This is a genomic window from Halorussus salilacus (assembly GCF_024138125.1).
GTDB lineage: Archaea > Halobacteriota > Halobacteria > Halobacteriales > Haladaptataceae > Halorussus > Halorussus salilacus.
In genome coordinates, this window is sequence record NZ_CP099993.1 from 1,567,901 (window position 1) to 1,592,924 (window position 25,024).

Below are 25,024 nucleotides of genomic sequence, written 5' to 3' on the forward strand. Positions count from 1 at the left end.
CAGATATGCTTATTTTGAGTAGTGTATTCTCGAATAGAATAAACCATATGAGAACCTGAGTCAATAGTGTTGGATAAACCAGAAGTATTGAGCGAAGGATTTAAATTACGTTATGATGAGTTCGTTACGGAAAGTATTTTTTGGCCGGTCGTTCAACCGGGAATATGGTCAAAGAGCGGGTTCGTGATTGGATGAAACGCCATCCACGGGTGGTTAGAGTGGCGTTTTTGGCGGGGGTTTATTTAATGGATGTTGTTGAACCGTTGGGATGTAATCGATGCGATACTATCGGACCTTAAATGTCCATTGCGGAGATGTCGTCCGACCAGACAATTTCTCCATCTAGTTCGACGGGGTGTGTTGATTCGGCGAAGAATTCATCTAAGGCTTCTCGATTAACGGCTTTCTGGAAGACAGCATAATTGAGCGATGGAATCTGTTGACCATTGATTTTGGTCGTAGTAAAACCTCCAGTAGGAGAGTTAATCGTAGGATAGGGATCAAATTCCAGTAAAATCCCATCTTCTGTCTTTTCGGGTTTGAGAATAGCGGGCGTTCCACATTTGGAACGGACAAGCTCAAGACTACCGTCCCCCACGATGACGTACCGCTGGTCCACGGATTTCACGTCGGTCACCACCGACAGCGCGCTCTGCATGGAGAAACCGTGATTCAACAACCGAGCTAATTCTTTCCCCACGTCCGTCGCCGGTTCGTTCCCGACCTTCGCCAGCGTCACCACGCCGACCTGACTCCCCTTCTCGACCAGTACCTCGCCCTGCTCGTAGGAGCGACAGCCGTTCAGAATGAAGCTCCGGACGCCCGACGTTTCGAGCGTTCCGGCGTCGAGCATGCCGTCCGGACACCGAATCCCGTCGTCGTCGACGTGGCCGATGTAGTGGAGAAAGTCCGTCCCGGATTCGAGCAGGTCCCGGAGGTCGCCAGTCGCGAGATTGTTGTGGACCGAGACCTCGAAGTCGTAGATGTCCCGCGTGCCGTAGATGTCGCCGACCACGTCCTCCTCGCGCATTCGGTCGTCGTTGCAGACCACGTCCACCGAGATGTGGCGTTTCGGCGTCACGTCGAGGCGGCGCTTGAGCGCCTCCGGGGTCGCCTTGCTCGCGCCGAGGGGCATCTCGTCGCCGACCCAGACGTGTTCGATGGTGTCGACTGGGTCGGGCTGAATCACGTCGCTCGCGGGGCCATCGCCCTCGTTGGAACTGCGGTAGAACGACCCCAGTTCGCGGGGTTCGGGGTCGACGACCGAGGGGTCCGGCTCGTCGGGGCACCTGACGAGCGCGAGTTCGTCGGCCGCGAACGGCAGGACCGCGACGTTGTCGTGGGTCGGGGACACGTCCATCGTGACCTTCCACTGCGGGAGGTGGGGTTCGACCACGTCGAACGGGACTTGGAGGTAGCGCTCGACCTGCTCGGCGAGGGGCGCGTCGTACAGGTCGGCGAAGTCGAGGTCGACCTCGGGTTCGAGACGCTCGCGCTCGCGGAGGTCCACCTGATAGTAGCCCTCGGTGCGAGTCACGCAATCGAGGAAGAACACCTGCTGGAGGACGCGCCGGACCGCCTCGTGGAGTCGGCCCGACGCGTCGAGCGGGCGGGCGAAGTCGTCGGTGACCAGCCGCGGCTCGTCGCCCGGCACCACGTCGGCACCGAGGTAGTACGCCAGCGGCGCGGCCTCGTACACCGACTCGCGGTCGGCGGGCACCTCGATTCGGATTCCCGTCTCCGGCCGGACGACCTCCCCCTCGACCGCGAACTCCTCGCAGGGTTCCAGAAGTGGCGGGTGTCCGCGTAGCGTGGGAAACGACCGCTCGCACGACGTGGTCTTGAGCGCCGAGCCGAGCAACGAGACGGCGTCCATCGTGGCCCCGATGTCGTCGGGGACCGTGATGGTTCCGGCGGGGCGCTGGTGGAGCGACCGCGCGCCGACCTCGACGCGGGTCTCTCCCCCGAACGAGACGGTGACCGCTTCGGTACTCCCCGAGACCGAAATCTCGCTCTCGACCGCCAGATACACCTTCATCTGCGTGTTCGCGAGTTCGAGGTTGTACGCGCCCAACGGGAGTTTCAGGTCCGACCCCGTGCCGGACTGTCCCACGAGTTCGCCGTCGGTGTCCCGGACGTACACGTCGAGGCCTTTCGTGGTCCGGAGCGACCGCGTCTGTACCGCGGCCGCGACGTCGACCGGGAAGTAAAACGAGTCCGTGTCGGTCAGCGTGGGCGAGACGGCAGACGGCGCGTAGAGGTCGAACTGCGTGCGCTCGATGGAGTCCGTGAGGCGGATTCCATGGGGTTCGACGAGCGCGGTGATTTCCGGCTTCATTGTTCGTTCGTTGCGTGTTCAACTCACGCATCAGACACTTAGTTGTTTATCTCGGGGCGGGACACGAAAGAGCCACCCGAGACGTTTTGTAACTCCCGTCGAATGGCTCGCATATGGCAGGAGAACGGGCGGAGGCCGCGGGACCCCTCGACGCGTTCCGGCAGTTCTTCGGGCTCCAGCGGGACGTGCTGGTCCTCTCGCTCGCGATGTTCGCGTTCAGTCTGGGGTTCCAGATGACCAACCGGTTCCTCCCCGAGTACGTGGTCGCGCTCGGCGCGTCGGGGTTCGTCGTCGGCCTGTTCGGCACCTTCGGGAACGTCATCTCGGCGGTCTACCCGTATCCCGGCGGCGCGGTCTCGGACCGCATCGGCTCGCGGTACGCGCTGACGCTGTTCGGCCTGCTCTCGACGGTCGGGTTCGCGGTCTGGCTCCTCGCGCCCGGAATCGGGACCGTCGAGATCGGGGGCGCGACCGTCGAGCCGTGGCTCTGGATTTTCGTCGGCCTGCTCCTCGCGCAGGCGTGGAAGTCGTTCGGCCTCGGCGCGTCGTTCGCGGTCGTCAAGCAGGCCACCGACCCCTCGCGGCTCGCGGCCGGGTTCGCCAGCACCGAGACGTTCCGCCGGACCGCGTTCCTCGTCGGCCCGGTACTGGCGGCGGTCCTCATCGGCCTCCACCCCGAGTTCACGGTCAGCTTCCGGTACGTGCTCGCGGTCGCGGTCGCCTTCGGCGCGCTCGGGACGGTCGTCCAGCACGTCCTCTACGACGCCAGCGAGGACACCGTCGGAGGGTCCTTCGAGGGAATCGCACAGATACGGCGGGACCTCCGGGAGATGCCCGGCGAACTCCGGCCCCTGCTGGTCGGTGACACGCTGGTCCGATTCGCCAACGGCATGGTGTACGTCTTCTTCGTGCTCGTGGTCACCCGGATATTCGAGGTCGGACTGGACGCCACCGTGTCGCTCGCCGGGTTCTCGTACGCCGTCGACCTCTCGCCGGAGGCGTTCTTCGGCTACCTGCTCGGCGTCGAGATGCTGGTCGCGTTGCTGGTGATGGCACCCGCCGCGAAGGCCGCCGAGCGCGTGGGGCTCAAGCCCGTCGTCGCGCTCGGGTTCGGGGTGTACGCCGTCTTCCCGGTCGTCCTCATCTACGCGCCCGAAACCGCACCTGCCATGATTCTGGTGTTCGCGTTCTCCGGGCTTCGGTTCGCGGGCCTGCCCTCCCACAAGGCGCTCATCGTCGGCCCCGCCGAGCGAGGCGCTGGCGGGCGCGTGACGGGGACCTACTACCTGCTCCGGAACGCGGTCGTCATCCCGAGCGCGGCGCTCGGGGGCTACCTCTGGGAGTTCGTCAGCCCGGAGGTCGCATTCACCATCGCCGCCGCCATCGGCGTGGTCGGCACGGGGTACTTCCTCGTCTTCGGCGAGGAGTTCGAGGCGTATCGGTAGTCGGGACACGTCAGAATCCAGTCCGACGATAATTCGCTCTTTCAACTATATCGGATATAAAACCTAATACGAGAGGAGCGCGACCATCGGAATCGAACGATGTCGAGTCGGGACCCCGACAAATTACGTGCGGAGTTGAAATCGGTCGATTTCGGTGGCGACCCGAAGCTACTGTCCGAACTCCGTTCCGAAGCACGGGAGACGGTCGACGTTCAGAAAGAAACGCTCGCCGACATCGATACGAAAGCGAGTCGAATACTACGTCTCAACGTTCTTCTCATCGGTGTCATCGTATCGGCGCTGTCTATCACGACACGAAACGGTGATTCCGGTACCACATGGTTCGGCGTCGATTCGCTCGCAAACGTGTACACGACGCTCGGGATAGGATCGTTGGTCCTCTCTACGGCGCTGGCCGCCACGACCTACACCGCCTCGGAACTCGACGTGGGCGTTAATTCGGATAATCTTACTACCCTTCTCAGGGCAGATCTTCCGACACAGGAGGCTCAGGAGCTTCTCGTGAAGAACTACATCGTCCGAATCAATTTCAACAGAAGTACGAACATCCGGAATATTCCGTTGATAACTTCGACGGTCGTATTCGTCGTCTTCGGTATCGTGTTCCTCTCGCTTGGAGCGTTCGAAGCATTCCTCCGACCGGTTCCGTGGTGGCTTTCTCTGCCGTCGTTCCTCCTGCTTTTCGGACTTATTTGGGTGTCGGGTCTTATCAAACAGACCCGGCGGGCCATCGAGGACCTGCGCGAATGGCGGTGAAGAGCCAAAAGACTATCAGGACGGCTCGATTATCGAAATACATGAGCGAATCCGAAGACGAGCAGTCGGACCGACGACGAGCGGAGGAGAGTCTCCTCGGCGGCGGGGAGCGCGTCGCAAAAGGCCGACAGCGCTCGAGTTCGGACGAGGACGAATAGCGGGACACCCGGCCTCGTTCGACCCCCGGGTTTCCGAATCGAACGGCGTTCCTGTAGGTTGTGTTGTTCCGGTTCCCGAACTCCGTTCGCGCGACCGAGAAGACCACCAATCGAACCCGCTTCGCACCGTCTTCGACAGCGTCTGCGGTCCGACCGCGGCCGACGGCACGAGCGCGAGGACGCCAGCTCGCGACCGAACTCGCGCCACATCGACGCGCCTTTGACCCGCCGCTCCGAACCCCCGAACGTGTCCCGAAGCGTCCCAGACCGCCCGCGGGCCAACTTCGCGGAGGCGCTGAACGTCCGGCGGAACGCGATGGTCGGGTTCGCGTTCGCCCTGCTCGTCACCGCGGGAGTGTTCTCGCTGTTCGTGTTTGGACCGGGAACCCACCGACCGACCCCGTACTATCTCGCGCTTGGCTTCGTCCTCGCCAGCGCGCTCGGCGCGCTGGCGACCGCGGTCCTGACGCTGTTCTCGGCGTATCGGTTGGCTCAAGAGCAGGACCTCTAACTCGCCGATTCCGACCCGGTCAGCTCCGCGAGTCGCTGTGCACCAGACCGGGTCCCCTTCGCGAGCAACACGTCGCCCGACCGGAGTTCGGTGTCCGGTCCGGGCTGGATGACCCAGTCGCCGCTCGCGGGGCCGTCGCCGGGACGACGGACCGCGATGACCCGCATCCCGGTCTCGGTCTGCACCTGCCGGTCGCCGAGGGTGACGCCGTCGAACTCGCTGTCCGGCGCGACCGACTCGCGAACGATGACCTCGTCGCTCTCCTCGACCGCGCGCGCGACCACCGGATGGGTTCCCAGCCCCCGGAGGACCCCCTCGCTGATCTCGACCGCGGCGTCGCTGATGACCTCCGTCGCGTTGGCGAGGTGGACCAGCCCCCGTAGCGAGACGGGGTCCTCGACCCGGGAGGCCGCCCGGAGGGTCCACGCCTCGAATCGCGACTGGAGGGCGTCGACCTCGGCTTCGAGTTCGACCACCTCCTCGGCGACCGCCTCGCTGTCGAACAGGACGCTACCGTACGCCAGATCGACCGCGAGTTCGCTGATGTTCTTCATCAGGACGATGGAGTCGACCGCGCGTTCGAGGTCGTCGGTCCCGGGCTCGGGCGAGTCGGGCGGTTCGTAGCTCTCGCCGGTCGCGCGCCGGTACACGTCGGCGATTCCCTCCTCGGTGCCCCGCAGGAGGACGGTGTCCCCGGCTTCGAGGCGAGTGTCGCGGTCGGGGTTGGTGATCCAGCTCTCGCCGCGGTGGATGGCGATGACGCGCACGCCGGTCTCGGTCTCCAGATTGAGGTCGCCGAGCGTCCGGCCCGCGAGTCCGGCGTCGGGTGCGACCTCCGCGCGGACGAGCGTCTCGACCGCTTCGGGGAGGGCGGCCCGCATCGCCTCGGGGAGGCCGATGTCTTCGAGGACGACCTTGGCGATGTCGCCCGCGGCGTCGCTTATCTTCTCGGCCGCCCCGACCACGCCGAGGACCGGCGCGAGCCCCTCGGCGTCCTCGGGGCTTCTCGCGGCCAGCAGGAGGCTCATCCGCGCCCGGAGTTCGAGCACGTCCATCCGGGCTTCGAGGTCGAGCACCTCGCGGGCGATGTCGTCGCTTCCGTGTAGCACCGCCGAGAACGAGAGGTCGATGAGCAGTTCGGCGGTGTCTTTCATCTCCGCCAGCACCTCCTTGACGCTGACGGGCTCGTACTCGACATCGTCCCCGGACGGGTCCATACCCCGACGTTCTGCGCTATACGGTAAAAACGTTCGTGGGCCGGACCCCGTGGGAAGACCCCGACGTCGCCGTGCGTGGGAGCGTTCCGTGGGACGGCGGGACAACGGAAACGAAAGATAATCCTTTTCCCGACATGCCGAGAAGTATCAGGGTATGTCAGACGAGGTCAAGAAAGGGTTAGAGGGCGTCGTCGTCGCCGAATCGGGACTCAGCTACATCGACGGCGACGAGGGACGGTTGATCTACCGCGGGTACGCGATAGAGGACCTCTCCCGGAACGCGAGCTACGAGGAGGTCCTCTACCTGCTCTGGCACGGCGAACTCCCCACCGAGGACGAGCTCGGCGAGTTCGCCGACGCGATGTCGGCCGAGCGCGAACTCGACGACGACGTGCTCGACACGGTCCGACGGCTCGCCGAGGCCGACGAGGACCCGATGGCCGCGGTCCGGACCGTCGTCTCGATGCTGTCGGCCTACGACCCCGACGACTCGACGGCCGACCCCACCGACCGCGAGGTCAACCTCCGGAAGGGACGGCGCATCACCGCGAAGGTCCCGACAGCGGTCGCGGCGTTCAAGCGCATCCGGAACGGCAACGACCCCGTCGAACCCCGCGAGGACCTCGGCCACGCCGAGAACTTCCTCTACATGCTCAACGACGAGGAACCCGACGAGGTGCTGGCCGAGACGTTCGACATGGCGCTGGTGCTCCACGCCGACCACGGCCTCAACGCCTCGACGTTCTCCTCGATGGTGACCTCCTCGACGCTGTCGGACCTCCACAGCGCGGTCACGAGCGCTGTCGGCACGCTCGCCGGACCGCTCCACGGCGGCGCGAACGCCAACGTGATGAAGATGCTGAAGGAGATAGACGACAGCGGCAAGGACCCCAAGACGTGGGTCGACGACGCCCTCGACCGCGGCGACCGGATCATGGGCTTCGGCCACCGGGTCTACAACGTCAAGGACCCGCGCGCGAAGATACTCGGCGAGAAGTCCGAGGAGCTCGGCGAGGCCGCGGGCGACACCAAGTGGTACGAGATGTCGGTCGCAATCGAGGAGTACATGCAGGAGTCGAAGGGGCTGGCCCCGAACGTCGACTTCTACTCGGCCTCGACGTACTACCAGATGGGCATTCCCATCGACCTCTACACCCCCATCTTCGCGATGAGCCGTGTCGGCGGCTGGATCGGCCATGTGCTGGAGCAGTACGAGGACAATAGGCTGATTCGGCCGCGCGCGAAGTACACCGGGTCGAAGCAGGAAGAGTGGGTGCCGATTAGCGAGCGGTAGAACTGTGAACGAAACGAACGAGTAGACCGACGAACCCTCAAGGAGAGGACGACTTCTGCGTTGCTTTTGATAGATATCGCGCGGAAAACACAACGATAGTGAGACGAGGTTGTATCTCGAATTCTACTATTTTAATCACCCATTCATTTTATATTTTATTAGTTATGAATGGGTTAGTATGAGTGAGCAGTACAGTACGAATCTAGCGGCGCAATTCAAGTGGGGTCCGTCGTCGGGGAAGCCTGGTTCACCACTCACAGCTGTTGTAGCGGGCAGTTCGTCAGGGAACCGGGCAGTTCAGGATATCCGCACCGTCGAACTTCTCGAATACGCGCTCGATGGAAAGACGAGAGAAACCCTCTGTAGCTATCTGGTCGAGAAACACGACCTCGTGCGCGCGGAAGCAGAGCACGAAGTGGAGGAGTTAATCGAGAGCGGCCTCCTGCTTGAGAATCATCAACAGGTGGAGGGAGGACAAACGTGGTTCGAACACGACTGGGACAGGTCGCTGTATTATCATCTTTCTACGCGTGATGAATCCGTCATTGAACCGCGAGTCTACGAACAGGAATTGGAGACTGCCACTCAAGGCGACAGGGACGTAATCGAACTCCCGACCCCCGAGGAGGTTCCGGACGAACCACTCGACAAAGTGCTACTGGACCGAAGGACGTGCCGTGACTTCGACGGGTCTCCCATCGATAGTACGGACCTGTCCTCCATACTGTATCACGCCCTTGCGCCGATTCGAAAGGCGACCCGAGACGACGAACAGAACGTTTCGGACGGGGCATCATTTTTCGAAGCCTCACGATTTCCGCTCACCATCTATCCCGTCGTGGCCCGCTCTCCCGATGTTGAGTCCGGCGTATACCGATACGAACTTGAGAGGCATTCTCTACGGAACCTCGACACAGAATACACTGAGAAAGAAACCGACGATCTCTTGCAGAGCATCGTTGTCAATCAGCCCTTCATTGAGGACGCTCCGGTCACGCTCGTGATATCGACTGATATCCAAAAATTCCGCCATATCCATCCACAGTCTATGGGGTTACGCCATCTGTTCACAGTCGTTTCGACACACGCCCACCGACTGTTACTGACGGCAAATGCCTTCGGCTTCGACGTATTCCAGTGTGCAGCATTAAAAGACAGTCTGGCGGATGGAGTAGTCGGTGCAGACGGATTCGACGAAGCAGTCGTCTACACGCTCACCATCGGTCGAGAAACGGAGGAAGACGAATGACGGCGAGCGAGGTCAGAACGAATCCATTTATCAGCGTGATGCCTCACTTCGAGGAGGACAGATCTAGATACATTATCAGGGACTTTCACCGGAACAGAAGCTATGAGATACCGAACTACGGACTTCTCGGACTCCTCGGGGAGGCGAGCGAGTGGATCGAACGTGAGGAATTGAAAGTACTCGCCGAGCAGAAGCACGAGTTGTCAAAAGAAGCCGCCGAGTCGGTCGTCGAAATGCTCGAAAGCAAGAATATCCTCGCTTCACCGGATTCGGAAGTATTCGACCTCGAACGTGAACGAAAGCAATGGGAGGAATTCGGATGGGGTGTCGCATTCGATTACTACGTCTGCATCCGTGACTACCCGTACTACGACGACAACGACTCGGAATCGATCTTAGAACGAGTTGTGAAGCGATCAGAGCGTCACGGGCCTCCACCAGCGTTGTACAAAGAGTACGAAGACGTGCCGCGAGTCGAACTCGGGGAAGTTGACGACGACGAGACGCTCGAATCGATAGCCACCGTACTGGCGGAAGACGGTCGGAAACCAACCCGAAACGAGAGTACTGTCGATGCTGAAACGCTTTCAGAAGTGCTGTTCTACTCATTTGGAGAAACTGGACGACAAACGTTAGAGGGTGTTGGAGAGTTCCTGTTAAAGACGAGTCCCTCTGGCGGGTCCCGTCATCCGACAGAAGCGTACGTCGCTGTGCTTGATGTGGATGGAATCGAACGAGGAGTCTATCATTACTCGGTCAAGGAGCACGGTTTAGAACGGATAGGAACCGCAAAGGGCGTCGTAGAGTCGTTGCGGCGCGCTACCGGAAGCACACCCTCGTTCGTCGTCGTCTTCACGTCTGTTCTCGCGCGGGACATGTGGAAGTACCGTGACCCCCGTGCCTTCCGAATCCCGAACCACGATGTTGGACACCTGATGGAAACGTTTCGGCTCGTCTGTGTCGCAACCGATTTGAACGTTATGTTCGAGCAGGAGTTTGACAAGCAACAACTGGCGGCGGAGTTAGAAATCGACCGACTAACGGAGCCAATTCTCGTGTGTGCAAGCGTGTACTGACTTTCCTAAAAAGAGTAGTTTCGAGACGGTACTAGTTAGTAGGGTCGCATGTGAGGGTACAAGCCCGCTTCTCGGACTCGATTTCGTTCATTTCCCATGCTTCTGCGGTTTCATCACTCATTATTGTCACCTCCATCAGAAAAACAGATGGCTATTATTATTAATTTTTCTTCTATTATAGATCCTAATAATTACCATGAATATAAATTATTGTTTATATAATATAGAGGACTCATTTTTATAGTGGAATATAGTGGCTACTATGAAGGCCACCCTAGCGCGTATCCCCACTTCCGCGCTGTATCATCATTTCCGTAGCACGGTCTGCCCACGTACCTCGATAAAATTCTGTACCGGCAGCGACCATCAGCCAAACGTAATAAACGACGATGGCCGCGTAAACCCCACTCAGGCCATATCCCAGCGCAACGGCCACAACGTAGGCCAAACCGAGTCTCAGAATAACCAGACCGACTGTCTGAATAAAAAGCGGTGTCCGGGTATCGCTCCCTCCCTGCAATCCCCCCACAAACACGAGATAGAGAACGAGGAGCGGGGCGATGAGGCCGTAGATTTGGGTAAATTCTGTCGCGTACCGTATTGTAGTCGAATCAGAAGTAAACAATAGAACAATTTGGTTAGCGTATAGGTGCAGTCCAATTCCGAAGAGTCCAACGGTCGAGAGTCCTAACCCAGCAGTTGCCCAACCGTTGAAGTGCGCATCGTCAATGTTACCCTCACCGACGGCTTGTCCGACGAGAACGCTTGACGCGACACTGTATCCCCGTGAGAGCGGTGCATTGAGTTGTTGGTAGATTCGTCTTGCGACCTGATACCCGGCGTTGACGTTCGTCCCGAACATGAGTAAAATAGCGTTGAACGGAAATTCTGTGATAGTAACAACCCCGGCTTCAGCGATACGTGGCACACTAACAGAAAACAACTGACGAGTGATCGTGAAATCTGTCGGGCGAGTGAATCCGATTGGCGTCCGGTTGCTCCAGAGGATGGCCACCATCACAGTTGCCGAGAACACGTTTCCAACAGCGGTCGCGATTCCGACACCGACGATTTCGAGTTCAGGAAAGAAGCCTAAACCGAGTCCCAGCGCGACCGTGCCAGCAATATTGAGGAGATTCGAAGCGACGTTGATGTACATTGGAGTTCGAGCATCACCGATTCCCTGAAGTGAGCGAGTACCGATTAGTGTGAGGTGGCGAGCGGGCGTCGTCGCAAAGATGATAGCAAGATACGTTCCTCCCATTGTGACCACATTTTCGGGAGCACCCAGCATCGAGATGGCGACATCGCCGAACGTGACACCGAAAATTACGAATGGAACGCCGAATAGGATACCGAGGAGCAACGCCTGTGTAACGGCCTCGTCGCGGTTCTCGGTTGCACCGCTTCCCGTGTCTTGACTCGAAAGTGCAATAGCACCGCCGCCTATACCCATCCCAATCCGATACGGAAGTCGACCGTAGAGGTCTGCGAGTCCGAGTGCCGCAATTGCTGCAGGCGAAAAGAGACCAGTCACAAGAACGTCAGTCGTTCGCATAAGATTTCGAAGAACTTGCTCGGTCGCTACTGGCCAAGAAAGCTCAAACACCCGCCGCCAAACGGAAACCAAACGCGAGCGGCGACGGACGAGTTCCCTGATCATGTTTCCGTATTTTGTATATCTATAGAATTAAATATTTTTTTTTTTTTTTTGTTCTACATTCATTATTATCTATATCGTGGCTCAGCCGCGGTCGAGAGAGGAGAGCGAGCGTCGAAGCGAGAAACACGTCAGGCCTCCTCGACGCTCCCGCGCTCCTCCATCATCTTCGCGGCTCGGTCGGCCCATCCGCCCCACCGGAACCCCGCGGCGACGACCGCGAGCGCCCAGACGTAGTACAGGAAGATACCGGCGTAGACGCCGACCACGCCGTAGTCGAGGTGGACGCCGACCACCCACGAGAAGCCGACCAGCAGGCCGAACATCCCGGTGGTCCGGGCGACGAACGGGGTCGTGGTGTCGCTGCCGCCCTGCAGTGACCCCGAGAGGACGACGAACAGCGCGAGGAACGGCGCGGAGAGGCCGTACACCCTGGCGAAGTCGGCGGCGTAGTCGAGGGTCGCGGCGTCGTCGGTGAAGAACTCGACGAACCAGTCGGCCCCGAAGAACAGCACCACGCCGATGGCCCCGACCGTGAGCAGGGCGAGCGCGCCGGTCGCCCACCCCTCGAACCGCGCGCGGTCGGGGTCGCCCTCGCCGAGCGCCTGCCCGACCACCACGCTGGAGGCGACGCTGTAGCCCCGCGAGAGGGGTCCGGTGACCTGCTGGTACATCCGGCGACCGATCTGGTAGGCGGCGTTCACGTCGGTCCCGAACGCGAGCAGGATGGAGTTGAACGGGAACTCCGCGACGGTCGCGACGAGGCCCTCCGCGATTCGCGGCGCGCTGACCGTCAGGAGCTGGCGGGCGATGGTGAGGTCGCTCGGCCGGGCGAACGACGCCTCGGTCAGTCCCCAGCGGATGGCCGCGACGAGCGCCACCGCGGTGAAGAGGTTGCCGAACGCGGTGGCGACGCCGACGCCGACGATCTCCCAGCGCGGGAACGGGCCGACCCCGAGGCCGAGCGCGACCGTACCGCCGATGTTGAGGAGGTTCGAGACGACGTTGACGTACATCGGCGTGCGCGTGTCGCCGGTCCCCTGCAACGAGCGCGCGCCGACGAGCGCGACGTGGCGAGCGGGCGCGGTGGCGAAGATGACCGCGAGGTAGGTGCCGCCCATCTCGGCGACGTTCGAGGGCGCGCCCAGAATCGATATCGCGGTCTCGCCAGCGAGGAAGCCGAACAGGACGAACGGAATCCCCGAGAGCGCGCCGACGAGGATGGCCTGCGTGACGGCCTCGTCGCGGTTGGCGGTGGCGTCGCTTCCCGTATCCTGACTGGAGAGGGCTATCGCGCCCCCGCCGAGACCGAGGCCGATTCGAAGGGGGAGGCGGGCGTAGAGGTCGGCGAGGCCGATGGCCGCGACCGCCGCGGGGGAGAACAGGCCGGTGACGACGATGTCGGTGGTCCGCATCAGGGTGCGCAACACCTGCTCGGCCATCACCGGCCACGACAGCGAGAGGACGCGCCCCCAGACCGCGAACAGGCGGGCGCGCAACGAGACGGACATCGTAGTCGTTCCGAGGGGCGTGAGCGTTTTGAGTGTAGGGATATCCGGAGCGTTTGCCCGTTCGGCGGAGTCGCGGCCGGTTCGACTTCCCGAAAGACCAACTGCGCGCCGGTCCGAGACGGCGGTATGGACGCGTTCGTCTACGGCACGCTCACCGACCCCGAGCGGGTCGCGCGAGTGGTCTCGGCGTTCGAGTTTCGCGGCGACGCGGTCCTCGACGGCCTCCACAGGGTCGAGGGCGAGTACCCCACGCTCGCGCCGGGCGGGTCGGTCCGCGGCCGCATCCTCCGCACGCCCGACGTGGAGGCGCTGGACGCCGAGGCCGAGTGGCCCGGGAACGGACCCTTCGCCGGGCGAGTCCGGGCGTTCGTCGGCGAGCGCGAGGTCGTCGTTCGACCGCGCGGCCGTGAATGACACCTGTCACGCCCGCGTCAGACGCCGCGTGCGCCGCCCGTCTGACGGTCGCATCACCCCGCCGCCGTCTTGCACTTTCACTTTCAGTCCGTCCACCGGGGGTTTAAGTCCCACGCGTGACACTCTCCGAGTGCGCGTCACACGCTTCGCGCCACTTCCTCACATTCCCCCCTTGGAACCGCCCGCCCGAGAGCGGGGTGTATCCGTACCGACGCGTCTTCGGGTTAGAAAAGCGTAAAGACGCCCGTCGAGTAGGCTCCGCCATGTTAGAACTCGCCGACGTTCTCGACGCCCGCGTCCGGGTCGAGGAGACCGCCCGGCGGACGCCGCTGGACTACAGCCACACCTTCTCGGACATGACCGGCGCCGAGGTTCACCTGAAACTGGAGACCTTCCAGCGCACCGGGTCGTTCAAGATACGGGGTGCGACCAACCGCATCGCGACGCTCTCCGAGGAGGAGAAGTCGGCGGGAGTGGTGACCGCCAGCGCGGGCAACCACGCGCAGGGGGTCGCGCTGGCGGCGACCAAGAGCGGAGTGGACTCGAAGATCGTGATGCCCGAGAACGCTCCAATATCGAAGATAAAGGCGACGCGAAGTTACGGCGCGACGGTCGTCCTCCACGGCGACGACTACGACGAGGCCGCCGAGAAGGCCCACGAACTCGAAGCCGAGGAGGGCCGGACCTACGTCCACGCCTTCGACGACGACATGGTGATGGCCGGACAGGGGACCATCGGACTGGAGATACTCGAGGACCTCCCCGACCTCGACACGGTGGTCGTTCCCATCGGCGGCGGGGGACTCATCGCGGGCGTCGCCACCGCCGTCAAGGCCCAGAAGCCCGACGCGCGGGTCGTTGGCGTTCAGGCCGAGGGCGCGTCGAGCGTCGCCGCCTCGCTGGAGAAGGGCGAGGTCCACGCCCTCGACGCGGTCGACACCATCGCAGACGGCATCGCGACCCGGAGCGTCGGCGAGCGAACCTTCGAGGTCATCGACGAGCGCGTCGACGAGGTGGTCACGGTCTCGGACTCCGAGATCGCCGTCGCGGTCACCCACCTGCTCGAACGCGCGAAGACCCTCGTCGAGGGCGCTGGCGCGGTCCCGCTGGCGGCGCTGCTGTCGGGGGGCATCGACTACGAGGACGGCGAGACCATCGTCCCCATCCTCTCGGGCGGGAACGTCGACATGAACACCCTCACGACGGTCATCATGCGCGGGCTGGTCGAGACCGGCCGGTACGTCAAGATACGGACCGTGCTCAAGGACCGGCCCGGCGCGCTCGACGACCTGCTCGACGTCATCTCGGGCCAGCAGGCGAACATCTACGGCATCCAGCACGACCGCACCTCGCGGGACATCGCGATGAACGCCGCGGAAGTCGAGCTGGACCTCGAAACGCGGGGAACCGACCACGTCGCGGAACTGCTCGCGGCGCTACGCGAGGAGGGCTTCGACGTGGAGGTCATCGCGTAGGGCGCACTCACCCACGTTTAAGTCACAGCGCGAGAAGTGGTCGGTATGAAGCGAGTTATCAGCACGAACGAAGCCCCCGCGGCGGTCGGGGCCTACAGTCAGGCGACCACCAACGGCGACCTCGTGTTCACCGCGGGCCAGATTCCGATGACGCCCGAGGGGGACCTGCTCGACGACGAGGAGATCGAGGTCCAGACCCGCCAGAGCCTCGAAAACGTCAAGGCCATCCTCGAAGAGGAGGGCCTGACCATGCAGGACGTGCTGAAGGTCACGGTCTTCCTCGACGACATCGAGGACTTCGACGGGATGAACGCCGCGTACAAGGAGTACTTCCAGGACAACCCGCCCGCCCGGAGCGCAGTCGAGGTCGCCAACCTCCCGAAGGGCGTCGGCGTCGAGATCGAGGCCATCGCGACCGGCGAGTGACGTGAATCCGCGCACGAAATCCAGCCTCCTGTGGGGCGTCGTCGGGCTTCTGGCCTTCCTCGTCCTCTTGCAGGGGTACGAACTCTGGTCGGGGTACCGCTACGCGCTCGGCGTGAAGGGCGGGGTCGCGCTCGCGGTCGGCGTCGGCGCGACGGGCGTCTCGTACGTCGCGGAACCGGTGGTGTTCGAGACGAAAGGAAGGACTTAAACGCGGGACGCGACTACGTTCGGACGGGCCGGGATGGCCGAATGGCAAAGCGCACGCCTGGAAAGCGTGTCCCCTTACGGGGTTCTGGGTTCAAATCCCAGTCCCGGCGTTTCTTCGACCGCTACGCTGTGAGCGACGCGTAGCGGCGCGAACAAACGGAGGTCGGAGAAACCCATCGGAGTGGATTTGAAGCCCTGTCAGTCGTACGCCCGGAATGGCGCGAAGCGCCACATGCCCGGACCGTCTTGCTCCGGGTTCAAATTCCGAAAGACGCGAGCGCCTTTCGGCGTTCGCAGACCGCCGGTCTGCTCACTCCCAGTCCCGGCGTTTCTTCGACTTCCACCCCGCGAGCGACGCGTCGCTCGCGGGGTGGAAGTCACGGAACCGAGGGCGAAGGAATCGCCCGTCGGTCCCGCGCCCGCACGATGTATTCGAATCTTGCCCGCCGGTGGCTTCGACCCCCACCCGGTGTATCGCAGAAGATTAGGTCACATAATAGAGACTAGAAAATAAATATGTGTGTAGTTAGTAACTTTATACGACTGCAGTCATGAACCGACGAAAACTCCTCAAGAGTCTCGGTGCTGGCGCAACGCTCGCGATGACCGGAACCGCGGCCGGGAAGACCGGAGACCGGCAGGTCTCGTTCAACGACGCGGACCGGACGCTGGCCCTCGAAGACGCCCGGTTCGTCAAGACGGCGTCCGGTGAAGTCCTCACGATAGAAGAGTACGACGGCGAAGTCGGGACCGCCGACACCTGCGGGTGTTACGAGTGCTGTGACGACTGTCCCCCGGGTTGTACGTGCTGTTGCGGCGGGGACTGCTAGGCGGGAAGGCGGGACGGCTACCCGGCGCGTATTTTCACCGATTCCGTCGCGCCAGTGTTCGGCGGCGGTGAGGCCGAACGGGGCGGAAATCCGCGGGACGCGAGTCATATAAACCACCGTCACGACCGCATCCGTCCGGCGGCCTCTCCATGCGAACCGTTCACAGTCAATCCGCGGATGTCACGTTTCTCCCTCGTGATTCCGGGAGGTGGCGTGGGATCGATACCCGCGGTATGCCACACCCTAAAAGCAAACTTTTATATAGAAGCACAATCATATCTTCGTCTGAACCATGAGTCAGCGAATGCAAGGCCAGCCGATGATCGTAATGTCCGACGAGTCCCAGCGCGTCAAGGACAAGGACGCCCAAGAGCACAACATCACCGCGGCCCGCGCGGTCGCCGACGCGGTGCGCTCCACGCTGGGGCCCAAGGGGATGGACAAGATGCTCGTCGACTCGATGGGCGACGTCACCATCACGAACGACGGCGTCACCATCCTCAAGGAGATGGACATCGACAACCCGACGGCCGAGATGATAATCGAGGTCGCCGAGACCCAGGAAGACGAGGCGGGCGACGGCACCACGACGGCCGTCGCTGTCACCGGCGAACTCCTCAAGAACGCCGAGGACCTCCTCGAACAGGACATCCACCCGACCGCCATCATCAAGGGCTTCCACCTCGCCAGCGAGAAGGCCCGCGAGGAGATCGACAACGTCGCCGAGGATGTCGACACCGACGACGAGGAGCTCCTCCGGAAGGTCGCCGAGACCTCGATGACCGGCAAGGGCGCTGAACTCAACAAGGAAGTTCTCAGCGACATCATCGTCCGCGCGGTCCAGCAGGTCACCGTCGAGGGGACGGTCGACCTCGAATTCATCAAGACCGAGACCCAGACGGGCCGCTCGTCTGGCGAGTCCGAACTCCTCGAAGGCGCGGTCATCAGCAAGGACCCCGTCCACGACAACATGCCCACGAGCGTCGAGGACGCCGACGTCCTCCTGCTCAACGAGGCCATCGAGATCGAGGAGACCGACGTCGACACCAGCGTCAACATCGAGAACCCCGACCAGCTCCAGAGCTTCCTCGACCAGGAGGAGGCCCAGCTCCGCGAGAAGGTCGACCAGATCGTCGAGACCGGTGCCGACGTGGTCTTCTGTCAGAAGGGCATCGACGACATGGCCCAGCACTACCTCGCGAAGGAGGGCATCCTCGCGGTCCGCCGGGTCAAGAAGAGCGACGTCGCCTTCCTCAAGGAGGTCCTCGGCGCGAACGTCGTCTCGGACCTCGACAGCGCCAGTAGCGACGACCTCGGTCACGGCGACGTGACCCGCGACGAGGGCGACGAGCTGTTCTACGTCGAGGGCGACGACAGCCACGGCGTGACCCTCCTCCTGCGCGGCTCGACCGACCACGTCGTCGACGAGCTCGAACGCGGCGTCACCGACGCGCTCGACGTGGTCGCCCAGACCGTCTCGGACGGCCGCGTGGTCGCGGGCGGCGGTGCCATCGAGGTCGAGGTCGCGCGTCGCCTCCGCGACTACGCCGACTCGGTCTCGGGCCGCGAGCAGCTCGCGGTCGAGGCGTTCGCCGACTCGCTCGAACTCGTCCCGCGCGTGCTCGCGGAGAACGCGGGACTCGACTCCATCGACACCCTCGTGGACCTCCGCGCGGCCCACGAGTCCGACGAGGAGCGCGCTGGCCTCGACGTGTACAGCGGCGAGGTCGAGGACACCTTCGACGCGGGCGTCGTCGAGCCCGCCCACTCGAAGGAGCAGGCCGTCTCCAGCGCCACCGAGGCCGCGAACCTCGTGCTCAAAATCGACGACATCATCTCGGCCGGTGACCTGTCGACCGACAAGGGCGACGACGAGGGCGGCGCACCCGGCGCGGGCGGCATGGGCGGCGGCATGGGCGGCATGATGTAAGACGGCCGGTTACTGCACTCGGAAATTCGCCTCCGGCGAATTTCCTCGCTGGTAAAAGCTCGACCAAAGTTCGTCGCCACCCCCTTCAGTCGTAAGGCGGTGCGCTCCGCGCACCGCCACTGCGGCCGAACTGCGAATCGCCTATCCGTTTTGAAGTTCCTGTTTCTTCAGCGTTCTCGCTCGAACGGACGTGCTAAAAGTTCGCGGTCGAGAGACCGTTTAGGTAATTTATAGTGGGACGGGCCGAATCCCTCGAACATGGACACACTCCTGCTGAACCAGGACGCCGTAGACGAGAACACCCAGATGGAGGAGGTCATTCGGGCGGTCGAGGACGCGTTCGCCGCGTACGCGCTCGGTGACGCCCAGATGCCCGCGAAGTCCTACATCGACCTGCCCCAGTACAACGGCGACTTCCGCTCGATGCCCGCCTACCTCGAAGCCGACGACTGGGACGCCGCCGGTATCAAGTGGGTCAACGTCCACCCCGACAACCCCGACAACTTCGACCTGCCGACCGTGATGGGGACGATGGTGTACAGCGACCCCGAGACGGCCTTCCCGCTGGCCATCATGGACGGCACCGAACTCACGATGAAGCGGACCGGCGCGGCCGCGGCGGTCGCGACCGACCACCTCGCAGTCGAGGACGCCACCTCGCTGGGCATCGTCGGCGCGGGCGTCCAGTCGTACACTCAGTTGGAGGCCATCTCGGAGGTCCGGCCCATCGAGGAGGTCGTGGTCAGCGACCTCGACGAGGAGGCCGTCGCCGACTTCATCGACTACTTCGAGGGCGAGTTCGACGTGCGACCCGGCTCCATCGAGGAGGCCGCCTCCTGCGACGTGCTCTCGACGGTCACCCCGGTCGAAGAGCCCATCGTCTCCCGCGACGCCGTGGGCGAGCACACCCACATTAACGCCATGGGTGCCGACGCCGAGGGCAAGCACGAACTCGCCGACGACATCCTGCTCGACGCCAAACTGGTCATCGACGACCACGCCCAGACCACCCACTCGGGCGAGATCAACGTCCCCTACCACGAGGGCGTCCTGACCGACGAGGACATCTACGGCGACGTGGGCGACATCGTGGTCGGCGACCTCGCGGGCCGGACCGACGACGACGGCATCACGGTCTTCGACTCCACCGGTCTCGCGATTCAGGACGTGGCCGCGGCCCACGTCGTCTACGAGCACGCCGACGAGAACGACAACGGCTACCCCTTCGACCTCATCGGTTCGGACGTACAGTAGCGCCCGGACCGACCGCGGGAGGCGTCCGCCGGACGCCTCCCGCGTCGCCCGAGACGGTGCCTCCAACCACGCCGAACCCTCCCGCAAAGACCCGACCCCTACCGCAAAGACCCGACCCCTACCGCGAGGACCCCCCGCCGGGGAGTCGGTCGGTCGGCGCTTTGCGGGCGACCCTGCCCGTGAGCTTCGAGATGACCCAGACGATGACGATGAACGGCAGGAGCGGAATCAGCAGGACGACCAGCCCCAGAGCGTACGCGGTCCCGACGAGCGTCATCTCGGCGTCCGGCCGCCCGCGGTAGGGCGGCGTGACGGTCCGCAGGACCTTCTTCGCGGGTTCGGGTACCGTCCCGTCGTTCGACGCTTGGCTCGCTTCGGAAGCCCCCTTGCTCATGGAAGCCATCTCGACGAGCGAGCGGATAAGGGTTCGTGCGCGGATACTGTTGGCGGGACAAGATATTTGCCCGCGCCCCGGGGATTCACACGGAGTGAAACGGAGACGGGAAATCCTGTCGTGGAGTTCGCTCCTGATCGGAGCCGGACTCGGTGGCTGTCTCTCCGGCTGGGGAACAGACACTGACGACGACGCGACGGCTACCACGAACGGGACCGCCGGGACGAGTTCGGAACAGGCGTCTCAGACGACGACCGAGTACTCTGTCGACGACTTGCTCGTGTCGAACTGGACGGACGACCCGAGAGCGGTCGAGCTGGAGGTCTCGCCGACCGACGGGACGGTCGAGTCGTTCACGGACGACTTCGAACTCGAACCGAAAGCCGACGACGCGGAGTACACGAAGGTGTACCCCGACGTGGAACAGATGTCCCACGAGGCGCAGGTAACCCTCGACGTGTCGGGGTTCGACCCCTGGGAGCACGCGTGGGAGGGTGACGCCGAGAGCGACCACAGGGGACTGCATGTGTACATCGAGGAGGACGGCCTCGAAGTACACGGGAAAGTGGTGTGAAGAGAGCAGAGACGGTTCGGTCCGGTCGCTCTCGGAGCGTGCTACGGGACCGGAGGCCGCCTCACCCCCGCGAGAACAGTTGCCCGAGTGCCGCCGTCGGCGAACTCGCGCGCCGAGGCGCTCGGATTCGCGGGAAGCTCCCGGTACCCAGCGCGTCCTCGACGACCCTCTCGAAGTCGCGGACGAACGGACCGGGGTCGTCGGCCGAGAGGTAGTCGAACCGGGGGGAGTCGGCGACGGAGCCGAGAACCTCGGAGGCGGTCTCGGCGAACGACGGTCGCTCGACCAGCGGGTAGTCCTCGAACAGGATGCTGTGGAGGTGGAGGAGTTCGCCCCGGAGGAGGTGGCCCGCGATGCCGACCTCGTACTCGGGCGGGTCGTCGGGCAGGTCGCCCTCGGCCATCGACCGGTAGAGGTCCGGGAAGTCGACGCCCGCCTGCACCGTGAACGGGAGCGACGACCAGAACCGGGGGTTGACCTCCATGAGTTCAAACGCGCCGGTCTCGGGATTCCGGAGGAACTCGACCATCGCGAGGCCGTGCCAGTCGAGTTCGTCGAGCAGCGCCCGTCCCGCCGCGTCGAGTTCGGGGATATCGACCGACTCGCGGTACGCGCTCGGGCCGCCGCAGTACTTGTAGCCCCTGCGCTGGCGGTGCTGGAAGGTCGCGACCGCCTCGCCCTCGTCGTAGAGCGCGAAGAAGCCGTACTCGCTGGTGTCGGGCACGTACTCCTGAACGAGTGGGACGTGGCCCATCTCGGCGACCAGTTCGTCGCGGTCGGGCGTTCGGCCGGGTTCGACGTAGGTGGTCGAACGCTGGGGGAACGCCGACGCGGCCTCCTTGCCGACGTATTCGGGCGTGGGGAGCGTGTACCGCGGTTTGACCACGACCTCCACGTCCCAGTCGGTCCAGTCGTCGAAGCTCGCGGTCTCGGGCGCGGAGACGCCCGCCTCGGCGGCGGCCTCGAAGAGTTCGATTCGGTCCTGCGCGCCCCGGAGCGTGTCGAGGTCGGGCCACGGCGTCTCGACGTGGGCTTCGAACGCCCCCCGGCGTTTGGCCAGCGCGAACACGTCGGTCTCCCGGAGCGGGACTATCGTCAGCACGTCCTCGCGCTTCGCGAGCGACAGCAACGCCTCGGCGTACGCCGAGATGTCCTCGCACGGGTCGGGCGTCGAAACGGTCTCGTCGGCGTACTTCGAGCGGAACCCCGGCGGGTCGTCGAGTTCCGAAACAGCGATGGTCCGAATCCCGCTCCGGCCGAGTGACCGAAGGCAGGCCGTGCTACTCGCCACGTCGATAGCGGGCACGACGACGCTGGTGTCGTGGTCTCGACTCGTCCCCATTACCACCGGATTGAATATGTGTTATCTTTGTTATAGGCCACCTACGCGCGGAAGGCAACGCGAAGTCGGGGGAGAAAGGACCACCTACTCCCGCGAACGCCACGTCAAACGGTGTCTACCGGGGCGACTCCGGTCGGTTCGAGTGGGCGCTCGCGGAGGACTCCGCGCGGGCGGCCGACCGCGCGGGCCGCGAACTGCCAAACTGGCATATTGAAAGACCTTTGCCGCTCGGTTCCCTACCATCGCCCACGAGCTACGCATGGGACGACAAGAAGGGTTCGACCACGAGCAGATAGAGCGACGCTGGCAGAGCCAGTGGGACGACGCCGACGTGTTCCGGGTGCCCGACGACGCCGAGGACCCCGAGTACGTGCTGGCGATGTTCCCGTACACCTCGGGCCAGCTCCACATGGGTCACGTCCGGAACTACGCCATCACCGACGCGTTCGCGCGATACCGGCGGATGGGCGGCGAGGAGGTCCTCCACCCGATGGGGTGGGACTCGTTCGGACTTCCGGCCGAGAACGCCGCCGAGGAGCGCGACACCAACCCCCGCGAGTGGACCGAGCGCTGCATCGAGCAGATGCGCGAGCAGTTCGAGTCGCTGGGCTTCGGCTACGACTGGGACCGCGAGGTGACCACCTGCGACCCCGACTACTACCGGTGGAACCAGTGGATATTCAACCGGTTCCGCGAGGCGGGGCTGGTCGAACGGCAGGCCGCCACCGTCAACTGGTGTCCCTCCTGCGAGACGGTGCTGGCCGACGAGCAGGTCGAGGGCGAGGCCGAACTCTGCTGGCGGTGTGACACCCCCGTCGAGGAGCGCGACCTCGACCAGTGGTTCTTCAAGACCACCGAGTACGCCGACGAACTCCTCGACGCCATCGACGACCTGGACGGCTGGCCGACCAACGTCCGGGACATGCAACGCAACTGGATCGGCAGGACCGAGGGGGCAGAGGTGCCCTTCGACCTCGACACCCCCGAGGGGACCGAGACGGTCCGGGCGTTCACCACCCGCATCGACACCATCCACGGCGCGACGTTCTTCGCGCTCGCGCCCGACCACCCGCTGGCGGAGGCCGCGGCCGAGCGCGACGACGAGGTGGCCCACTTCGTCGACCACGTCGCCGACCCCGAGGGCGACGAACCGCAGGGCGTCGCGACCGACATGACCGCCCGCAACCCCGTCACGGGCGAGGACCTGCCGGTGTTCGTCGCCGACTTCGTCCTCTCGGACATCGGCACCGGCGCGCTGATGGCGGTGCCCGGCCACGACGAGCGCGACCACGCGTTCGCCGAGGACCACGACCTGCCCATCCGGCAGGTGATCGCGCCCGAGGACGACGAGGCCGACGAGGAAGTCGACGTGCAGGAGGCCCCCTACACCGAGGACGGCGTCCTCGTCGACTCCGGCGAGTACGACGGCCTGACGAGCGAGGCGGCCCGCGAGGAACTCACCGCCGACGTCGAGGGTGCGGAGTCGGCGGTCCAGTACCAGCTGCGCGACTGGGGCGTCTCCCGCCAGCGCTACTGGGGGACGCCCATCCCGGTCGTCCACTGCGAGGAGTGCGGCCCCGTTTCGGTCCCCGACGAGGACCTCCCGGTCGAACTCCCCGAGTTCGTCCACACCACGGGCAACCCCCTCGACGCCGCCGAGGAGTGGAAGCACACGGAGTGTCCCGAGTGTGGCGGCCCGGCCGTCCGAGAGACCGACACGATGGACACCTTCGTCGACTCGTCGTGGTACTTCCTGCGGTTCACCTCGCCGGACCTGGAGGACGCCCCCTTCGACGTGGAGCGAGCCAACGACTGGATGCCGGTCGACGAGTACGTCGGCGGCGTCGAACACGCCGTGATGCACCTGCTGTACTCGCGGTTCGTCACGAAGGCGTTCGCTGACCTCGACATGCTCGACCACCGCGAACCGTTCGAGGCGCTCACCACCCAGGGGATGGTGCTCGGCGAGGACGGCGCGAAGATGTCCAAGTCCCGGGACAACGGCGTCTCGCCCGAGCGCATCGTCGAGGAGTACGGGGCCGACACCGCGCGCCTGTTCGTCCTGCGGGCGGCCCGCCCCGACAAGGACTTCCCGTGGAGCGAGGAGGGCGTCCGGTCGTCCAACGCGTTCCTCGAACGCCTGCTCGGGATGGCCCGCGCGGTCGAGTCGGGGTCCTCGCACGAGGACCCCGACTCGACGGCAGACCCGGCCGCCGAGTACGTCGCCCGCGAAATCGCCGCCACTGTCGACGCCGCCACCGACCGCTTCGAGGAGATGGAGTTCAACATGGCGGTCCAGGCGGTCGACGAGATGGTGTCGCTGCTGGTCCGGTACCGAGACCGCGACGACGCCGATTCCGGCGTCGTCGCGCGAGGGGTCGAGGCCGCCGTGAAGCTCCTCGCGCCCATCGCGCCCCACGTCTGCGAGGAGTGCTGGGAGGCGCTGGGCGGCGAGGGCTTCGTCGCCGAGTCGGCGTGGCCGACGCCCGACCGCGACGTGAGCGACCACGAGCGAGAGACCCGACTGGTCGAGCGGACCCGCGAGGACGTTCGGGACATCGTGGAGGTCGCGGGCATCGAGGACCCGACCGGCATCGACGTGGTGACCGCCCCCGAGTGGATGTACGACGCGCTCGAAATCGCCCGCGACGCCGACGGCGACGTGGTCGGCGCGGTGATGAGCGACGAGGACCTCCGCGGGCGCGGCGAGGCCGCCGCCGACTACGCGAAGGACCTCGCCGCCGAGGCCCCCGCGCTCCCCGACGCGTTCGAACCCGACCGCGAGCGCGCGACCCTGAATCGGGCCGCGTGGCTAATCGAGTCGGAGTTCGACGCGCCGGTCGGCGTCCTCGCCGCCGAGGAGGCCGACGACGACCTCGCGAGCAAGGCCGAACCCGGTCGTCCCGCGATCCACGTCCACGAGGATTGAAGTGACCCCCGCG

General features: G+C 64.1%; 21 protein-coding genes and 1 tRNA gene. 16 read left to right on the forward strand and 6 right to left on the reverse strand.

Annotation, left to right across the window (positions count from 1 at the left end):
• Window positions 1–295: 295 nt before the first annotated feature.
• A complete protein-coding gene (locus NGM10_RS08135) occupies window positions 296–2,338 on the reverse strand; it encodes a hypothetical protein (RefSeq protein ID WP_253477013.1) in 2,043 nt (680 codons plus the stop codon).
• A 113-nt stretch (window positions 2,339–2,451) separates the two neighbouring features.
• Between NGM10_RS08135 and NGM10_RS08140 the strand changes: the two genes are divergently transcribed.
• The 3 genes from NGM10_RS08140 (at window position 2,452) to NGM10_RS08150 (ending at window position 5,229) form a co-directional block, all read left to right on the forward strand.
• Window positions 2,452–3,783, forward strand: a complete 1,332-nt coding sequence (locus NGM10_RS08140; RefSeq protein ID WP_253477016.1) for an MFS transporter — start codon at window positions 2,452–2,454, stop codon at window positions 3,781–3,783.
• A gap of 99 nt (window positions 3,784–3,882) precedes the next feature.
• A complete protein-coding gene (locus tag NGM10_RS08145; RefSeq protein WP_253477019.1) occupies window positions 3,883–4,560 on the forward strand; it encodes a hypothetical protein in 678 nt (225 codons plus the stop codon).
• A 405-nt stretch (window positions 4,561–4,965) separates the two neighbouring features.
• Window positions 4,966–5,229: a DUF7536 family protein gene (locus NGM10_RS08150; protein ID WP_368408616.1), complete on the forward strand. Its 264-nt coding sequence runs from the start codon at window positions 4,966–4,968 to the stop codon at window positions 5,227–5,229.
• Here the strand turns inward: NGM10_RS08150 and NGM10_RS08155 are convergent.
• Window positions 5,226–6,446 carry a potassium channel family protein gene (locus tag NGM10_RS08155; RefSeq protein ID WP_253477023.1) on the reverse strand — a complete coding sequence of 407 codons (1,221 nt, stop codon included), beginning with the start codon at window positions 6,444–6,446 and terminating at the stop codon, window positions 5,226–5,228. The genes NGM10_RS08150 and NGM10_RS08155 overlap by 4 nt on opposite strands.
• Before the next feature lie 154 nt (window positions 6,447–6,600).
• On the opposite strand from NGM10_RS08155, the gene citZ reads away from it, so the two are divergent.
• From citZ to NGM10_RS08170, 3 genes are all read left to right on the forward strand, one after another.
• Entirely contained in the window at window positions 6,601–7,740 is a 1,140-nt protein-coding gene (citZ, locus tag NGM10_RS08160) for a citrate synthase (protein ID WP_253477026.1), read from the forward strand.
• A gap of 178 nt (window positions 7,741–7,918) precedes the next feature.
• A complete protein-coding gene (locus NGM10_RS08165; RefSeq protein ID WP_253477028.1) occupies window positions 7,919–8,989 on the forward strand; it encodes a nitroreductase family protein in 1,071 nt (356 codons plus the stop codon).
• Window positions 8,986–10,065, forward strand: coding sequence for a SagB family peptide dehydrogenase (locus NGM10_RS08170; RefSeq protein ID WP_253477030.1), 1,080 nt, complete (start codon window positions 8,986–8,988; stop codon window positions 10,063–10,065). Before NGM10_RS08165 ends, NGM10_RS08170 begins: the two co-directional genes overlap by 4 nt.
• A gap of 274 nt (window positions 10,066–10,339) precedes the next feature.
• On the opposite strand, the gene NGM10_RS08175 is transcribed toward NGM10_RS08170, so the two are convergent.
• Entirely contained in the window at window positions 10,340–11,728 is a 1,389-nt protein-coding gene (locus NGM10_RS08175) for an MATE family efflux transporter (RefSeq protein ID WP_253477032.1), read from the reverse strand.
• A 128-nt stretch (window positions 11,729–11,856) separates the two neighbouring features.
• Window positions 11,857–13,167: an MATE family efflux transporter gene (locus NGM10_RS08180; RefSeq protein WP_253483794.1), complete on the reverse strand. Its 1,311-nt coding sequence runs from the start codon at window positions 13,165–13,167 to the stop codon at window positions 11,857–11,859.
• A gap of 195 nt (window positions 13,168–13,362) precedes the next feature.
• Here NGM10_RS08180 and NGM10_RS08185 point away from each other — a divergent pair, with 195 nt between their 5' ends.
• From NGM10_RS08185 to NGM10_RS08220, 8 genes are all read left to right on the forward strand, one after another.
• Complete coding sequence (locus NGM10_RS08185) at window positions 13,363–13,650, forward strand: gamma-glutamylcyclotransferase family protein (protein ID WP_253477034.1); 288 nt, start codon at window positions 13,363–13,365, stop codon at window positions 13,648–13,650.
• Between the two features lie 263 nt (window positions 13,651–13,913).
• A complete protein-coding gene (gene ilvA, locus NGM10_RS08190; RefSeq protein WP_253477036.1) occupies window positions 13,914–15,125 on the forward strand; it encodes a threonine ammonia-lyase in 1,212 nt (403 codons plus the stop codon).
• Window positions 15,126–15,170: 45 nt separating this feature from the next.
• Window positions 15,171–15,551: a Rid family detoxifying hydrolase gene (locus tag NGM10_RS08195; RefSeq protein WP_253477038.1), complete on the forward strand. Its 381-nt coding sequence runs from the start codon at window positions 15,171–15,173 to the stop codon at window positions 15,549–15,551.
• 1 nt (window position 15,552) lies between these two features.
• Complete coding sequence (locus NGM10_RS08200; RefSeq protein ID WP_253477040.1) at window positions 15,553–15,759, forward strand: DUF7981 family protein; 207 nt, start codon at window positions 15,553–15,555, stop codon at window positions 15,757–15,759.
• Window positions 15,760–15,786: 27 nt separating this feature from the next.
• Window positions 15,787–15,868 (forward strand) — tRNA-Ser (locus tag NGM10_RS08205).
• Between the two features lie 441 nt (window positions 15,869–16,309).
• Window positions 16,310–16,588, forward strand: a complete 279-nt coding sequence (locus NGM10_RS08210; RefSeq protein ID WP_253477043.1) for a hypothetical protein — start codon at window positions 16,310–16,312, stop codon at window positions 16,586–16,588.
• A gap of 292 nt (window positions 16,589–16,880) precedes the next feature.
• Window positions 16,881–18,518, forward strand: coding sequence for a thermosome subunit beta (thsB, locus tag NGM10_RS08215; RefSeq protein ID WP_368408617.1), 1,638 nt, complete (start codon window positions 16,881–16,883; stop codon window positions 18,516–18,518).
• Between the two features lie 258 nt (window positions 18,519–18,776).
• Complete coding sequence (locus NGM10_RS08220) at window positions 18,777–19,772, forward strand: ornithine cyclodeaminase family protein (protein ID WP_253477046.1); 996 nt, start codon at window positions 18,777–18,779, stop codon at window positions 19,770–19,772.
• 118 nt (window positions 19,773–19,890) lie between these two features.
• Here the strand turns inward: NGM10_RS08220 and NGM10_RS08225 are convergent, their stop codons facing one another.
• On the reverse strand, window positions 19,891–20,166 hold the full coding sequence (locus NGM10_RS08225) for a DUF7535 family protein (protein ID WP_253477049.1): 276 nt from the start codon (window positions 20,164–20,166) through the stop codon (window positions 19,891–19,893).
• On the opposite strand from NGM10_RS08225, the gene NGM10_RS08230 reads away from it, so the two are divergent.
• Complete coding sequence (locus NGM10_RS08230; RefSeq protein ID WP_253477052.1) at window positions 20,165–20,740, forward strand: hypothetical protein; 576 nt, start codon at window positions 20,165–20,167, stop codon at window positions 20,738–20,740. The two genes, NGM10_RS08225 and NGM10_RS08230, sit on opposite strands and share 2 nt — an antisense overlap.
• A 61-nt stretch (window positions 20,741–20,801) precedes the next feature.
• On the opposite strand, the gene NGM10_RS08235 is transcribed toward NGM10_RS08230, so the two are convergent.
• On the reverse strand, window positions 20,802–22,082 hold the full coding sequence (locus tag NGM10_RS08235; RefSeq protein ID WP_253477055.1) for a carboxylate--amine ligase: 1,281 nt from the start codon (window positions 22,080–22,082) through the stop codon (window positions 20,802–20,804).
• 259 nt (window positions 22,083–22,341) lie between these two features.
• Between NGM10_RS08235 and leuS the strand changes: the two genes are divergently transcribed.
• Window positions 22,342–25,011 carry a leucine--tRNA ligase gene (gene leuS / locus NGM10_RS08240; RefSeq protein WP_253477058.1) on the forward strand — a complete coding sequence of 890 codons (2,670 nt, stop codon included), beginning with the start codon at window positions 22,342–22,344 and terminating at the stop codon, window positions 25,009–25,011.
• Window positions 25,012–25,024 lie beyond the last annotated feature (13 nt).

Coding starts and splice junctions, on each gene's coding strand:
- NGM10_RS08135 (WP_253477013.1), bottom strand. CDS start 2,338: ATGAAGCCGGAAATCACCGCGCTCGTCGAACCCCATGGAATCCGCCTC.
- NGM10_RS08230 (WP_253477052.1), top strand. CDS start 20,165: ATGGAAGCCATCTCGACGAGCGAGCGGATAAGGGTTCGTGCGCGGATA.
- NGM10_RS08175 (WP_253477032.1), bottom strand. CDS start 11,728: ATGATCAGGGAACTCGTCCGTCGCCGCTCGCGTTTGGTTTCCGTTTGG.
- citZ (WP_253477026.1), top strand. CDS start 6,601: ATGTCAGACGAGGTCAAGAAAGGGTTAGAGGGCGTCGTCGTCGCCGAA.
- ilvA (WP_253477036.1), top strand. CDS start 13,914: ATGTTAGAACTCGCCGACGTTCTCGACGCCCGCGTCCGGGTCGAGGAG.
- NGM10_RS08195 (WP_253477038.1), top strand. CDS start 15,171: ATGAAGCGAGTTATCAGCACGAACGAAGCCCCCGCGGCGGTCGGGGCC.
- NGM10_RS08145 (WP_253477019.1), top strand. CDS start 3,883: ATGTCGAGTCGGGACCCCGACAAATTACGTGCGGAGTTGAAATCGGTC.
- NGM10_RS08225 (WP_253477049.1), bottom strand. CDS start 20,166: ATGAGCAAGGGGGCTTCCGAAGCGAGCCAAGCGTCGAACGACGGGACG.
- NGM10_RS08185 (WP_253477034.1), top strand. CDS start 13,363: ATGGACGCGTTCGTCTACGGCACGCTCACCGACCCCGAGCGGGTCGCG.
- NGM10_RS08235 (WP_253477055.1), bottom strand. CDS start 22,082: ATGGGGACGAGTCGAGACCACGACACCAGCGTCGTCGTGCCCGCTATC.
- NGM10_RS08220 (WP_253477046.1), top strand. CDS start 18,777: ATGGACACACTCCTGCTGAACCAGGACGCCGTAGACGAGAACACCCAG.
- NGM10_RS08140 (WP_253477016.1), top strand. CDS start 2,452: ATGGCAGGAGAACGGGCGGAGGCCGCGGGACCCCTCGACGCGTTCCGG.
- NGM10_RS08155 (WP_253477023.1), bottom strand. CDS start 6,446: ATGGACCCGTCCGGGGACGATGTCGAGTACGAGCCCGTCAGCGTCAAG.
- NGM10_RS08165 (WP_253477028.1), top strand. CDS start 7,919: ATGAGTGAGCAGTACAGTACGAATCTAGCGGCGCAATTCAAGTGGGGT.
- NGM10_RS08180 (WP_253483794.1), bottom strand. CDS start 13,167: ATGGCCGAGCAGGTGTTGCGCACCCTGATGCGGACCACCGACATCGTC.
- leuS (WP_253477058.1), top strand. CDS start 22,342: ATGGGACGACAAGAAGGGTTCGACCACGAGCAGATAGAGCGACGCTGG.
- thsB (WP_368408617.1), top strand. CDS start 16,881: ATGAGTCAGCGAATGCAAGGCCAGCCGATGATCGTAATGTCCGACGAG.
- NGM10_RS08210 (WP_253477043.1), top strand. CDS start 16,310: ATGAACCGACGAAAACTCCTCAAGAGTCTCGGTGCTGGCGCAACGCTC.
- NGM10_RS08170 (WP_253477030.1), top strand. CDS start 8,986: ATGACGGCGAGCGAGGTCAGAACGAATCCATTTATCAGCGTGATGCCT.